The organism is Limnothrix sp. FACHB-406 (assembly GCF_014698235.1).
Classification (GTDB): domain Bacteria; phylum Cyanobacteriota; class Cyanobacteriia; order CACIAM-69d; family CACIAM-69d; genus CACIAM-69d.
In genome coordinates, this window is record NZ_JACJSP010000021.1 from 20,928 (window position 1) to 33,636 (window position 12,709).

At 55.5% G+C, this 12,709-nt stretch carries 11 protein-coding genes; 7 read left to right on the forward strand and 4 right to left on the reverse strand.

The features are described from left to right. The first annotated feature begins 11 nt into the window (after nt 1–11). The 7 genes from H6G53_RS16200 to H6G53_RS16230 all read left to right on the forward strand — a co-directional run bounded on the left by H6G53_RS16200 (nt 12) and on the right by H6G53_RS16230 (nt 8,826). Nucleotides 12–962 (forward strand): F0F1 ATP synthase subunit gamma, encoded by a 951-nt coding sequence (locus tag H6G53_RS16200; protein WP_190534744.1) that lies wholly within the window; start codon nt 12–14, stop codon nt 960–962. A 29-nt stretch (nt 963–991) separates the two neighbouring features. Then, nucleotides 992–1,315: a 2Fe-2S iron-sulfur cluster-binding protein gene (locus H6G53_RS16205; protein ID WP_099532141.1), complete on the forward strand. Its 324-nt coding sequence runs from the start codon at nt 992–994 to the stop codon at nt 1,313–1,315. A gap of 450 nt (nt 1,316–1,765) precedes the next feature. Beyond that, nucleotides 1,766–2,251 (forward strand): allophycocyanin subunit alpha, encoded by a 486-nt coding sequence (gene apcA, locus H6G53_RS16210; protein WP_099532201.1) that lies wholly within the window; start codon nt 1,766–1,768, stop codon nt 2,249–2,251. Nucleotides 2,252–2,337: 86 nt separating this feature from the next. Next, on the forward strand, nt 2,338–2,823 hold the full coding sequence (gene apcB, locus H6G53_RS16215; protein ID WP_099532143.1) for an allophycocyanin subunit beta: 486 nt from the start codon (nt 2,338–2,340) through the stop codon (nt 2,821–2,823). 239 nt (nt 2,824–3,062) lie between these two features. Further along, nucleotides 3,063–3,266, forward strand: a complete 204-nt coding sequence (locus H6G53_RS16220; RefSeq protein WP_099532144.1) for a phycobilisome linker polypeptide — start codon at nt 3,063–3,065, stop codon at nt 3,264–3,266. A gap of 291 nt (nt 3,267–3,557) precedes the next feature. Further along, nucleotides 3,558–4,757 (forward strand): FtsW/RodA/SpoVE family cell cycle protein, encoded by a 1,200-nt coding sequence (locus H6G53_RS16225; protein ID WP_099532145.1) that lies wholly within the window; start codon nt 3,558–3,560, stop codon nt 4,755–4,757. A gap of 412 nt (nt 4,758–5,169) precedes the next feature. After that, on the forward strand, nt 5,170–8,826 hold the full coding sequence (locus tag H6G53_RS16230) for a response regulator (RefSeq protein ID WP_190534746.1): 3,657 nt from the start codon (nt 5,170–5,172) through the stop codon (nt 8,824–8,826). 84 nt (nt 8,827–8,910) lie between these two features. Here H6G53_RS16230 and H6G53_RS16235 read toward each other — a convergent pair whose 3' ends face one another. The 4 genes from H6G53_RS16235 to H6G53_RS16250 all read right to left on the reverse strand — a co-directional run bounded on the left by H6G53_RS16235 (nt 8,911) and on the right by H6G53_RS16250 (nt 12,682). After that, nucleotides 8,911–9,642: an SIMPL domain-containing protein gene (locus H6G53_RS16235; RefSeq protein WP_242030773.1), complete on the reverse strand. Its 732-nt coding sequence runs from the start codon at nt 9,640–9,642 to the stop codon at nt 8,911–8,913. Nucleotides 9,643–9,660: 18 nt separating this feature from the next. Then, a complete protein-coding gene (locus H6G53_RS16240; protein WP_190527035.1) occupies nt 9,661–10,158 on the reverse strand; it encodes a pentapeptide repeat-containing protein in 498 nt (165 codons plus the stop codon). 183 nt (nt 10,159–10,341) lie between these two features. Further along, the gene (locus tag H6G53_RS16245) at nt 10,342–11,760 is read right to left on the reverse strand and encodes a cytochrome c biogenesis protein (RefSeq protein ID WP_190534747.1); all 1,419 of its coding nucleotides are present in this window, start codon (nt 11,758–11,760) and stop codon (nt 10,342–10,344) included. A gap of 160 nt (nt 11,761–11,920) precedes the next feature. Beyond that, nucleotides 11,921–12,682, reverse strand: coding sequence for a cytochrome c biogenesis protein CcdA (locus tag H6G53_RS16250; protein WP_099532149.1), 762 nt, complete (start codon nt 12,680–12,682; stop codon nt 11,921–11,923). Between the last annotated feature and the right edge of the window lie 27 nt (nt 12,683–12,709).

The window sequence follows — 12,709 nt, forward strand, 5'->3', positions numbered from 1 at the left end:
ACTCCACAGCTATGGCAAACCTCAAGGCAATTCGCGACCGAATTCAGTCCGTTAAAAACACTAAAAAAATTACTGAAGCCATGCGCTTGGTTGCCGCCGCAAAGGTGCGCCGGGCCCAAGAGCAGGTAAACAACACCCGCCCCTTCGCCGATCGCTTAGCCCAAGTGCTCTACGGCTTGCAATCGCGCCTCAAATTTGAAGACGTAGATCTGCCACTCCTGCGGCAACGAAGCATTAAAACCGTAGGTATTTTGGTGGTTTCAGGCGATCGGGGCCTCTGTGGTGGCTACAACGGTAATGTGATCCGTCGGGCCGAGCAACGCAGCAAAGAGCTGCTTGCTGAAGGGGTCAACGTCAAAATGATCGTGGTGGGTCGCAAGGCAAACCAATACTTCAGCCGCCGGGGCTACGATGTCGCGGCTGTTTATGACGGTCTAGAGCAAATCCCTAGCGCGTCGGAAGCATCGCAAATTGCAGACGAGCTGCTGTCGCTGTTCCTCTCGGAAACGGTCGATCGCGTTGAACTGGTCTACACCAAATTTGTATCGCTGATTAGCTCCCGTCCCGTAGTTCAAACCCTGCTGCCGTTGGATCCGCAAGGTTTGGAAGCTTCGGATGATGAGATCTTCCGGCTGACGACCCGTGGCGGACAATTCCAAGTGGAGCGTGAGCGGGTCGATTTGCCCACCGCACCCTTGCCGCGCGACACCATCTTTGAGCAGGATCCGGTACAGATCCTGAATGCGCTCTTGCCGTTGTACCTGAACAACCAACTGCTGCGGGCCCTGCAAGAGTCCGCCGCCAGCGAGTTGGCTGCTCGGATGACTGCCATGAGCAACGCCACCGAGAATGCCAAGACCCTGATTGGCACTTTGACCTTGACTTACAACAAGGCACGGCAGGCCGCTATTACCCAAGAAATCCTGGAAGTTTGCGGTGGTGCTGAGGCGCTGCGCTCCTAGGGATTGGCTAGGGATTTGAGAGAAGAACCATGAGCACGACCTATCAGGTTGAAATTCAGCACGAAGGGCAAACCCACGTCCTGCAAGTGGCGGATGATACGCCCATTTTGACGGCGGCGGCAGCGGCAGGGCTGACGCTTCCCAGCTCTTGCAATGCGGGGGTTTGCACGACCTGTGCTGCCCGCGTAGTGGAAGGGACGATCGAGCCAGGTGACAGCATGGGCTTGAGTCCGGATTTGCGCACAAAGGGGTTTGCGCTCCTTTGTACCGCCAAGCCCCGTTCTAACCTCAAAATCCAAACCGGTTGTGAGGATGAGGTTTACGAACTGCAATTTGGTCAATTCCAAAAATAAATTTGGACTTGGGAAAACTTGGCTGTTGGGCGATCACTGGATCGCTCGATCCAAACCGAAATCTGCAAAACATCAGGCGCAAAGTCTTGACCCTAGATTTTGATTCGCCTGGTGTTTTGTCTTTTCGGCAGTTGAGCGATCGGGACAGAAATCACAGACTCGGAACGGCCCTCAAAGATTAGCTGTCTGAGGAAGGATGTTAAAAACTGTTAATCCAAGCGAGGGTCAACGGGCTTCATGCCTGAGAATAAGTGTTGATTTGCCGGGGAGGACACCGAGTGCGGTCTCAGGACTGTCGCTGGTGGATTTCGAGCTAAGGGTTAAACGACCTGGCTTAGAAAATTTCTCGTTGCTCCCGCTGCCTGAGCAATCGCAGCGATGCTAGTCGTTTCCTCGGTGGAAGCCCCAATCTCCAGTCAAAACTTTTTTCCTTTCGGAGGAGTTTATTCAATGAGTATCGTCACGAAGTCAATCGTGAATGCCGACGCTGAGGCCCGCTATCTCAGCCCCGGCGAACTGGATCGCATCAAGGCTTTCGTGTCCACCGGCGCTCAACGCCTGCGCATTGCCCAAATCCTGACCGATGCCCGTGAGCGCATCGTTAAGCAAGCCGGCGAACAACTGTTCCAAAAGCGCCCCGATGTGGTTTCGCCCGGCGGTAACGCTTACGGTGAAGAAATGACCGCAACCTGCCTGCGCGACCTGGACTACTACCTGCGTCTGGTGACCTACGGCATCGTGGCTGGCGACGTGACCCCGATCGAAGAAATCGGTTTGGTGGGTGTGCGCGAAATGTACCGCTCGCTGGGTACCCCGATCGACGGCGTGGCTGAAGGTGTGCGTGGCATGAAGGCTGCTGCTGCTGGTCTGCTGAGCGGCGAAGATGCAGCTGAAGCTTCGGCTTACTTCGATTACGTGATTGGCGGCTTGAGCTAAGACCTGGGTTCTCCCTCGCTAGCTTGACTTGCTTCGGCTTTAATGAAAGCCATTTCCTTGCAAAACCGACTTATTCAAAAACGATCATGCAAGACGCAATTACCTCCGTCATCAACTCCTCCGACGTTCAGGGCAAGTACCTCGACTCGAGCGCTCTGGATAAGCTGAAGAATTACTTCGCTACCGGCGAACTGCGCGTGCGCGCTGCTAACGCGATCGGCGCTAATGCTGCCACGATCGTCAAGGAAGCTGTTGCTAAGTCGCTGCTGTACTCCGATGTGACCCGTCCCGGCGGCAACATGTACACCACCCGTCGCTATGCTGCTTGCATCCGCGACCTGGACTACTACCTCCGCTATGCCACCTACGCTATGTTGGCTGGCGATCCTTCGATCCTCGATGAGCGCGTGCTCAACGGCCTGAAGGAAACCTACAACTCCTTGGGCGTGCCCATCGGCACCACCGTGCAAGCAATCCAAGCCATGAAGGAAGTGACCGCCGGTTTGGTGGGCTCTGACGCTGGCAAGGAAATGGGCGTGTACTTCGACTACATCTCCTCGGGCTTGAGCTAAACAACAAATGGCTTGGCTGAATTTCGACTCACCGGGTTGATGGTTGTGGTTTCCCCTGTTGGGTTGAAATGAGTGAAGCCACGGGGTCTGGGATAGTTGCTGAACGCTCAAAGTTGCATAGGCTCCGCGATCGCGTTGTCTGGTTAGCTTTGGGGGCAGCACGGCTCAGACCTCGTTGTTTAAGGACTTGGTCTGAATTTTGGTCAGATTTGTCGTTGAAGTCACAAAGGTTTCTCGCCATGCGGATGTTTAAAATTACGGCTTGCGTGCCGAGCCAAACGCGAATTCGGACGCAGCGCGAGCTGCAAAACACCTTCTTCACGAAGCTGGTTTCCTACGACAACTGGTTCAAGGAACAGCAACGCATCCAAAAGATGGGTGGCAAAATCGTGAAGGTCGAGCTGGCTACGGGCCGCCCGGGCACGAATACGGGTTTGCTGTAGATTGGCAAACTGTGAACCGCCTGATCGGTTCCTTCTGTCCTTTCGGGGTCAGGTGGATCGATCGAGTCGGTGACCCAACCCTCAGTCATTTTTGGAATTGGCACACCAATTCCGAACTCAGCCGATCGCGAGTGACAAGTGAGCCTGCCTACGGGTAGCTGAAACTTGTGGCTCGCGATATTGTTTTGAATAGGTATTTTGCATCAGCATTGTTTGAAGTCAGCAGCACTTGGCCTCCGCTGGTGGGGTTGCTTCCTGGTTGTCTTTGCCCCTTGAGGTTGCCTGCAATCCATGGCCCAACGTCGCCCCCTTGTTTGGAGTGATTGGCTCACACAGTTCCGAACCTCCGTGGGGTGGTCGGCCGTGGGCTGGGCCGACGAAGCCCGTTGGTTGCGTTGGCTCACCTTCTTTTGGCTGTTTGTGGGGTTTCTGATTTTGCTATCTGCTTCCTACGCCAGTGCGGAAGCCACAGAAGGAGACGGTTGGTACTACTGCAAACGGCAATTACTGTGGATCGCGGCGGGCTTGGTGGGATTCCAAACGGCCGTTTCCCTGCCCCTGCGTTACGTGCTGGCGATCGCCCACTGGGGGTTGCTAGTCACCCTAATGCTGATGTGGGCGCTGCTGGTTCCTGGTCTTGGGCGATCGGCCAACGGAGCCGTTCGCTGGATTGAAATTGGGGTCTTGCCAATTCAACCCTCGGAACTCCTAAAGCCCTTTTTAGTGCTGCAAAGTGCCCGCATTTTGGGTCAGTGGGAACGGTTGACCGATCGCCATCGTTGGTTTTGGCTGGGAACCATCGGTGCAGTGTTGTTGGGGATCTTGTTGCAACCCAATCTCAGCACCGCAGCGGTTTGTGGGATGACCGTTTGGCTCCTGGCGCTGACGGCGGGCTTGCCCTATGCCTATCTGCTCAGCGCGGCGGGAGGTGGGCTGGTTTTAGGACTAATTAGCATCAGCCTGCGCACTTACCAGCAGCGACGAATTGCCTCCTTTCTCAATCCTTGGGACGACCCCCTAGGCATTGGCTATCAATTGGTGCAAAGTCTCCTGGCGATCGGGTCGGGGGGCTGGTGGGGGACGGGGTTTGGCCTCTCGCAACAAAAATTAGCCAGCCTGCCTATCCAGTTCACTGACTTTATCTTTTCAGTGTTTGCGGAGGAGTTTGGCTTTGTCGGTTCCCTGCTGTTGTTAACCCTGTTAGTTGTTTATGGTGCATTGGGCCTGCGAGTGGCTGCCAATGCGAGCGATCGCTCCCTGCGACTGGTGGCCGTCGGTGCTGTGTTGCTGCTGGTGGGCCAAGCCCTGGTGAACATTGGCGTGGCAACTGGCGTGCTGCCAACTACAGGACTGCCGTTTCCCCTCATGAGCTATGGCGGTAGCTCGATTATTGCCAGTCTGTTTCTAGCGGGGTTGCTGATTCGGGTGGCCCGCGAAAGCAGTGCGGCCACGGTTGTTCCCCTCGATCGCCGCCGGCCCCGTCGGCCTTAAAGACGCACCGCAATTTGCACTATCCCCGTAAAGGAAGACGGGCGATCGTATCAAAAAATACTCGTGTTCTACCGATAGTTAACAGCCATGACCATGCTGCATGATTGTTGAATGGCGTACAGACTGAAGCCACCAAAAGTTCAGAGTTAATCTGACTTTAGGCGATCGCTGACTTGATAGTCATTGACCGCCTAAAGTACCTAACAGCTAATAAGCTCAAATTCCAAACAATTGACTATCCCGATCGTCCCCGTTAATCAAAAACCAATCAAAAATCAATCAAAAATAACACAGCACTCATCAGCCATGAACCCAACAACTTGCATGAAATAAACCGTCTTGAATAACAGTTGCTAGATCCTTGCTTGACGCTTGATCACTAATTTCCTCCTTCCTCTCTGGATTGCTGTCGATGTTATCTTCTTCTGGGCATCCCGCCAAGGCCGATATCTTAATTGTGGATGACTTGCCAGACAATCTCCGTCTGCTGTCTTCCATGCTGGAGACCCATGGCTATCGCGTTAGAAAGGCAATTAGTGGTCGATTGGCATTAAGTGCTGCTCGATTGGCTGCACCAAATTTAATCCTTCTGGATGCTTGTATGCCAGATTTGGATGGATATGAGGTTTGTCGTTATTTAAAAGATGATCCTCAAACTCGTCATATTCCTGTTATTTTTATTAGCGCTTTAGATCGCCCAACCGATAAGGTTCATGCCTTTGAAGCCGGTGGAGTTGACTATATTACTAAACCTTTTCAGGTTCAAGAAATTCTGTCGCGAATTGAGAGCCAACTGCGGTTGTATGCCCTTCAGGAAGAATTGCGATCGGCTAATCGTCGCCTGACTGAGCAGAATGAACTGCTACACAAACAAATTGTTCAGCGCCAGAAAGTTGAAATTGAAATTCGGCTGTTGCTGGCGGCTTCCCAGGCGATCGGGCGAGCCTCGGATTTTGATGCATCCCTCGAAGCCATTTTGCGGCTGACTTGCCAAACCATTAAGTGGGACTGTGCAGAAGCCTGGGTGCCAAATGCCCACGGGACGGCGCTGGAGTGCAGCCCCAGTTGGTATGCCAGTGACCCATCTTTTCAAGCCTTTCGCCAAGCCAGTTTGCAGCTTCAGTATCGATCGGGAGAAGGAATGCCTGGCCGAGTTTGGGCCCAGCGCCAGGCGGAATGGCTGGAGGACTTGAGCCATCCGGGAATTTTTGCCCGTTCAGAGCTGGCCGCTAGTGTCGGTTTGCGATCGGCCTTTGCGGTTCCCATTTTGGACGGCTCCCAGGTTTTGGCGGTCTTGATGTTCCTGCGGCGACAGGCTTCGACCCTCGATAACAAAATTTTGCATCTGTTGGAGGCGGTGGGGACTCAGGCCGGAGCCTTGATGCAACGAAAACAGGCAGAACAGGCCCTGCGGGACTTGGCCCGGCGCGAAACCGCGATCGCCCGAATCATCACCCGAATGCGGCAATCCCTGGATCTGGATGAAATTTTTCTGGATACAACCGATGAGCTACGGCGGGCCCTGCTCTGCCATCGAGTGGTGATCTATCGGTTTAATCCGGACTGGAGCGGTCAATTTTTGGTGGAGTCTGTGGCCGATGGTGTGCAGCCCTTGGTCAGTCCGAGCGGAGTCACCAAGGATGTGGATCACTTGAATCCCGCCCTGTGCCACAAAACTTGGCAACTGACCCAAGGGGGCCCCTTCAACTTGGGAGCCAGTTATGTCAGTGCCAGCGATGTGGAGCAGGCGGATTTGGCGGACACCTGTTTGGAATTGCTCGATCGATTGGCGGCCAAAGCCTTTATTTGTGTACCCATTCATTGCGGTCGAGAACTGTGGGGAGTCCTGGGAGCCTATCAAAATGAACGCCCCCGCACTTGGAGTGAATCAGACATCAAAATTCTGGTGCAAATTGGGGCACAACTGGGGATTGCTGTTCAACAAACCCAATTGGTGCAACGTCTTCAACACCAGTCCACAGAATTGCAACTGGCAAAAGAATTAGCCGATTCTGCTAACCGAGCCAAAAGCCAATTTCTGGCCAACATGAGTCATGAAATTCGGACTCCTTTGAATGCGGCTTTGGGTACGACAGATCTGCTGCTACAAACACCCTTAAACCTGGAACAGCAAGACTTAGCCCGAATCTTAAAAACCAGCGGCGAGCACCTGCTGTCGTTAATTAATGACATTTTGGATTGGGCAAAAATTGAAGCTCGGGAAGTACAGCTAGAGTCCATTCCCTTTGATCTAAATCAATGTATTGAAACCGTCGATCACCTCCTGCGGCCCCAAGCCCAAGCGAAAGGATTAACGCTTTTGACATTGCTAGATAGTAATGTGCCTTGGACGGTGGTGGGCGACCCCACAAGACTGCATCAAATTTGCATTAATTTGGTGGGTAATGCCATTAAATTCACGGATCAAGGACAGGTGGTTTTTCAAATGTCTTTGGAATCCCAATCAAACAAGATGGTGATAATTCACTGTGAGGTGCGAGATTCGGGGGTGGGGGTGTTGCCGGAGCATCGTCACAAGCTGTTTCAGTCTTTTTCGCAGGTGGACGCTTCCACAACCCGCCGCTATGGGGGCACTGGGTTGGGGCTGGCCATTTGTCGGCAGTTGGTGGAACTGATGGGGGGAGAAATTGGCTATGAGGCCAATGTGGGCGGGGGCAGTACGTTTTGGTTTTCAGTGCCCTTGCAGCGCCAGGCGTTGACGGATGAGGCGGAGCAATGGTCTTTTTTGCGCCAAGAACGGTTGCTGTTGGTGGATACGGATCCCCGCCAGCAATTGTTGATTGGTTCTCAGGTGCGGGCTTGGGGTGGGCGTTTGGATCGTGTGTCGGCGGATGAGGTGTTTGGGGTGATCGAGATGGCCAGCCACAGCGAAAACCCTTACACGATCGCCCTTGTGAATTTGGAAGATTTGGATTTGACTTGGGAACCGTTGCAGCGACAAATTCAGCAGCGACCGGCCTTGGCCACTTTGCACTGGATTTTGTTGCTGAAGCCGGAAGCGCGATCGCTGGGCCATCAACTGGTGGGTCAGGGGGTGATTAAGCATTACCTGACGATGCCGATTTTGGTTTCGCAACTGCTGGATGCGTTAACGGCGGCGGTGCGTCACGAGTCACCAACTTTGCCTGCGGTGCTGGAGTCGCCCACGGTGGCTGAGCGTGATGGGCGATCGGCGGCGAGATCGCTCCATCCCCTGGTGCGGCCGGTACATTGCAAGATTTTGGTGGTGGAAGACACGCCCCTGAATCAACAAATTGTCTTGCGGCAGCTCAAGAGTTTGGGTTGGGAGAATGTGACCTGTGCTGACAATGGCCAACAGGCGATCGATCGACTGCTGCGGGAGCCGTTTGACTTGGTGTTGATGGATTGCTTGATGCCGGTGATGGATGGCTATCAGGCTGTGCAACGGTTACGGGCGGAAGCGGGCCCCAATCGGGATGTGACGGTAATTGCCATGACGGCCAATGCTTTGGCTGGGGCCCGGGAGGAATGTTTGGCGGTGGGCATGAATGACTACATCAGCAAGCCCATTAGCTTGGCGGGCTTGGCGGCGGTGCTCGATCGCTGGGTGATTCCCATGAGTCGCAACTTGCATACGGAAGGCGACTTGCCCCCGACGGAACCGACTCCCAAGCCAATGCTGAGCGCTGGAAATTCCGCTGCTGAGTCAGCACCGCCGATCGATCGGGAACGGTTGATGGAGATTTCCATGGGCGATCCGGAAGTGGCCCGTGAAATTCTCAGTATTTTTGTGGAGGGCATTCCGGAATATTTGGAAGCCCTCGATCGGGCGATCGAAAGCCAAAACATCAAGGAAGTCTATCGGCGGGCCCACCAAATTAAAGGTGCGGCGGCCAATGCTGGCGTTTTGGAAATGCCAGATTTGGCTTGCCAACTTGAAACCAATGCCCTGGCCGATCGGCTCGATCGGGCTGAAATTTTGTCAGCTCAACTACGGGATGTGATGAATCGCGTTTGTGCCTATACTCAGCAGCTTGATCAACTTGATCAAATCGATCAAATTCAGGCCACCCCATCCCGACGTTGAACCGTTGATTAATCCTGTAAACCTCGACGTTGGCAACTGAAAACGAACGAAACGTTAATTCAGCCCCCCGTGGCGACGGCCGAACTAGTACCGAATGTGCAAAGTAACCGTGGCTTGGATCGTCTGCTCACCGGCCACCACGGGGGTGCTGGCTGCGGAGTCGGCCACGCCTCGCAGCATGGGGCTGGGGATCGACATCATCGCTCCCTCTACCTGAATGCCCATCACTTCCTGCCGAGTTAGCCCCAAGGTTGCCAAAACCGCATCGGCCTGGGCTTGGGCATCACGGGTTGCTGCTGCCAAGGCCCGATTGCGCGCCGCGTTGTTGGTGGCATCATCGATCGTGAACTGCACCCCATCCACACGGGTGGCTCCCGCTTTCACCGCCGCATCCATGAGCGCTCCGGATTCGGTGGCGGCAATTTCAAAGCTGACCGTGTTGGTGGCCACAAAGCCCACGGGTTTGCTGTTGTTGTCGTAGTAGGGGCTGAGATAAACGCCCGTGGTTTGCAGCTTTTGGACATTGCGACCCCGCAGCAGCGCCACCACCGCGCTCGATCGCTTGGCCATTTCCGCTTGGGCCGCTTCGGCGGTGGCGGCCCGGGCTTCCACCCCCAGGCTCACGCGGGCAGTGCTGGCGCTGACCAGTTCACTGCCTCGGCCCGTAACGGACAGGATTCGATTGAGCCGCTCTTGGGCTTGGGCGGGCAGAGCAGCGGCGATCGCCACAATCATGCCCAGCCCGATCGCCCCCAAGCGCAAACCAACGGCTGTTTCAAGGCGGGGAGATCTGCGGGAATTCAGCAAGCGCATCATGGCAAGGGTTAGCCATCCCTAGGGATGGGGTTCAATGGGTTCGTCGCCGCCAACCCCGATCGCCGTGTCCTGAATCGTCGCGCCTGTGAGGGTTAAGTCCAGCATCGACGCGCCGGTCACGTCCACGTCATTGAGGGTGGCGGCTGTGAGGTTTACCCGATCGAGCCTCGCTTGGGTCAGGATGGCATTGGTTAAGAATGTGCCGGTTAAATTAGCGTCCGTTAGGTCAGCACCGGTCAGATCGGCCCCTTCCAAGTTAGCGTTGGTTAAATCAGCCCCCCGCAAATTGGCATGGCGCAAGTCAGCCCCAATCAGGTGTGCTCCTTGCAGGTTTTGCCCCGCCAAGTTGGTCGCCGCTAAATTACAACCACCACAGAGGCCCGTTGCCAAAAGTTCTTTGAGGTCAGTGGGAGCCGTGGTTGCAGCGGGCTCCGCCGCCGCCCGCGAACCTACCGCACCGAGGAGCGCCGCTGCCAAGACGACACCACTAAGCCAACGCAGATGCCGATCGGTCATCACTCCTCCTGCTTGCCCCGTGGAAGGGTTCTGGCAATGGTGAGCCGGGGGCAAGAACCTTTACTCTGAGCCTAGCGCGATCGCCCTGATCCCTCCGTGATCGGAGACGAATCTTAGGATTTAGCCATCGATAGCAATCTGCGAATTTGGCAAACTGAATTTGGCAAACTTCAAGACGCTCGTTTAGGTTTCCGTCGCGGTAGGCGTTGGGGATGAGGCGATCGGGACAGTGGCTTGCAATTGCGCGATCGCCTCCAGCATTTCCCGCTCAAAGGCCACCTGGGCCCGATTGGTGCGACCACCCACATAGAGCGATCGACCCTCTTGCAACAGCCAAATTTGTGAGTGAGAAAAATAGCTCATCACCACGCCCACCATCAGCAATCCAAAGCCCAAATAGACGATCGGGATGCTGGGATCCGCCTTGATCTGTAGCCCCGTGCTGCCAATCAAATCATCCACGGCCAAGGTGAGGGTGCGATCGCCCAGGGTAATTGGGGTCGATCGGCCCACCCGCGTGGTGGCGATCGGGCGGCCCGTCGCGTCATAGATCAGCACTGCCCCTTGCAAATCTCGCGCCAGCAGCGAAACCCCCTCGCTCAAGTCCGGTTTGGTGGGAACCCAAGTGCCCCAAATCCGGCCCGCGCCCGGCAGATTCAGCTTGCCCATGGGTAGCTGAATTGATGGACTGTTGTTGATGCGCACCTTCACCGCTGCGATGCCCCAGTCGGTTTGGTACATGGTCACCCCTCGGTAGCGCAGGGGTTGATTCACAAAAATAGTTTGTCGATCGCGCTCTTGACCCGCTTGATCCAACACCGACAAATCTGAATAGAACTGGTCGATGTTGCCGTCCGGTAAATATTCAATCCAGAAGCGGTTGACCTTCACAGACCAATCTCGGGGCACATTCCCCGCCGCCAAAGGGCCGCCGTCAATAATATTGGTGACCTGAAACGTTTGGCCGCTGGGAATCATTTCTTGGGCAATGAAACCAGTGAGCGCACCAATAATGCCGCCCAACAACACAATCAACATCCCCGCATGGACAATAATCGGCCCAATGCGGCCCACAATCCCCTTGCGTGCATACAAGCTGCTGCCTTCCGCAAAAACTCGGTAACCTTTGGCTTGCAAGAGAGGAGTGGCCGGGGCGATCGCGCTGCTGGCTTCCCCCAAGTCCAACCGGGCACTGAGGGCCAATTTCTCAAACTGTCTGGGGGTCCGGTAATAACTCCAATGTTGGGCAGCTTTTAGGGCTGGCCATTGGCGCAGGGCGGTGCAGGCGGCCAAGCTCGTGCCAAACAACACCAGCAGCCCCAAGTACCACCAGGTGCGATAGACGGTGTTCAGCCCCAAGGCCAGCAGCACTTTCCAGCTCAGGAAGCCAAACAGGGCCGGATCCTCTGGATAGTTTGCTTGATAGAACTCCAAGCCCTGGCCCTGCTCAATGACCGTGCCAGTGATGCTGGCCACCGCAATCACCAATAACAGGACGATCGCTAACCGCAGGTCAGCAATGATGCGCACCCCTGCGCGCCACCAGCTCCGCCCGATCGCCCCATTCAGGGGAGTTTGCTGCAATCCGTCATTTGCATCCATGGTTTTTGCCCTGACCTCAGTACTTTGGTCTTCCCTTAATTCGCCCTAGTGTGCCGATCCTGATGATTAGCGCATGATTAGCGCTGTGTTTTTGACCCTAATTCCCTAGCGTCTCATGGGGCTGGCAATCCGTTGACTGGCAATCCGTTGGCTATTCACCCTAGCCGATCGGTAACCGACTGAGCAGCGAAAATACGCCGAATCCCACCAATAACGCGCCACTGGTGGGCACAATCCAGCCCGATCGACTCCGCAGCGCCAACAAACTCTTCAAAGAGGCGGCAAACGTGCCCACTAACACCAACGGCGACACATAGCCGATCGCATAGGCCAACAACAGACCCCCACCCGCGATCGGGTCGCGAGTGGCCGAAACCCATGCTAACAGTGCCGCTAAAACAGGCGTGCTGCAAGGGGAAGCCGCCAGCCCAAACGTTAGCCCCACCAAATAGGATCGCAGCGATCGGGGAACCCCCGTCGGCACAGGAATCAATTGTCCCAGGGATGGAAACTGAAAGGGCAACACCTCCAGCAGATTCAGCCCCATCACGATCGCCACCCCGCTCACCAGCAACGGCAAGCCCCAACCCACCTGGCCATAAACCCGACCAAACCAGGCCGCCGCCACCCCCATCACCGCCAAGGTGGTGGCTAAGCCCAGGGCAAACCAGAGGGATTGCACCGCCGCCGCCCAGCGCGATCGCCCATCGGCAGGTTCCGACTCGCCTGAGGTGTCATACCCCCCGAGATAGCCCACCGCGATCGGCAACATCGACAACATACAGGGGGTCAGGCTGGTGAGCAGACCCGCCCCAAACGTTACCAGCGCACTCCCCAAACTGGGATGAGCCAACTGTGCTTCCACCAACGCTGTCGCCCACTGTGCCAGGTGATATAAACCCGTTTGTACTGATTCCCACACCTGCGATCGCCCTACTTGTTCAGGAAC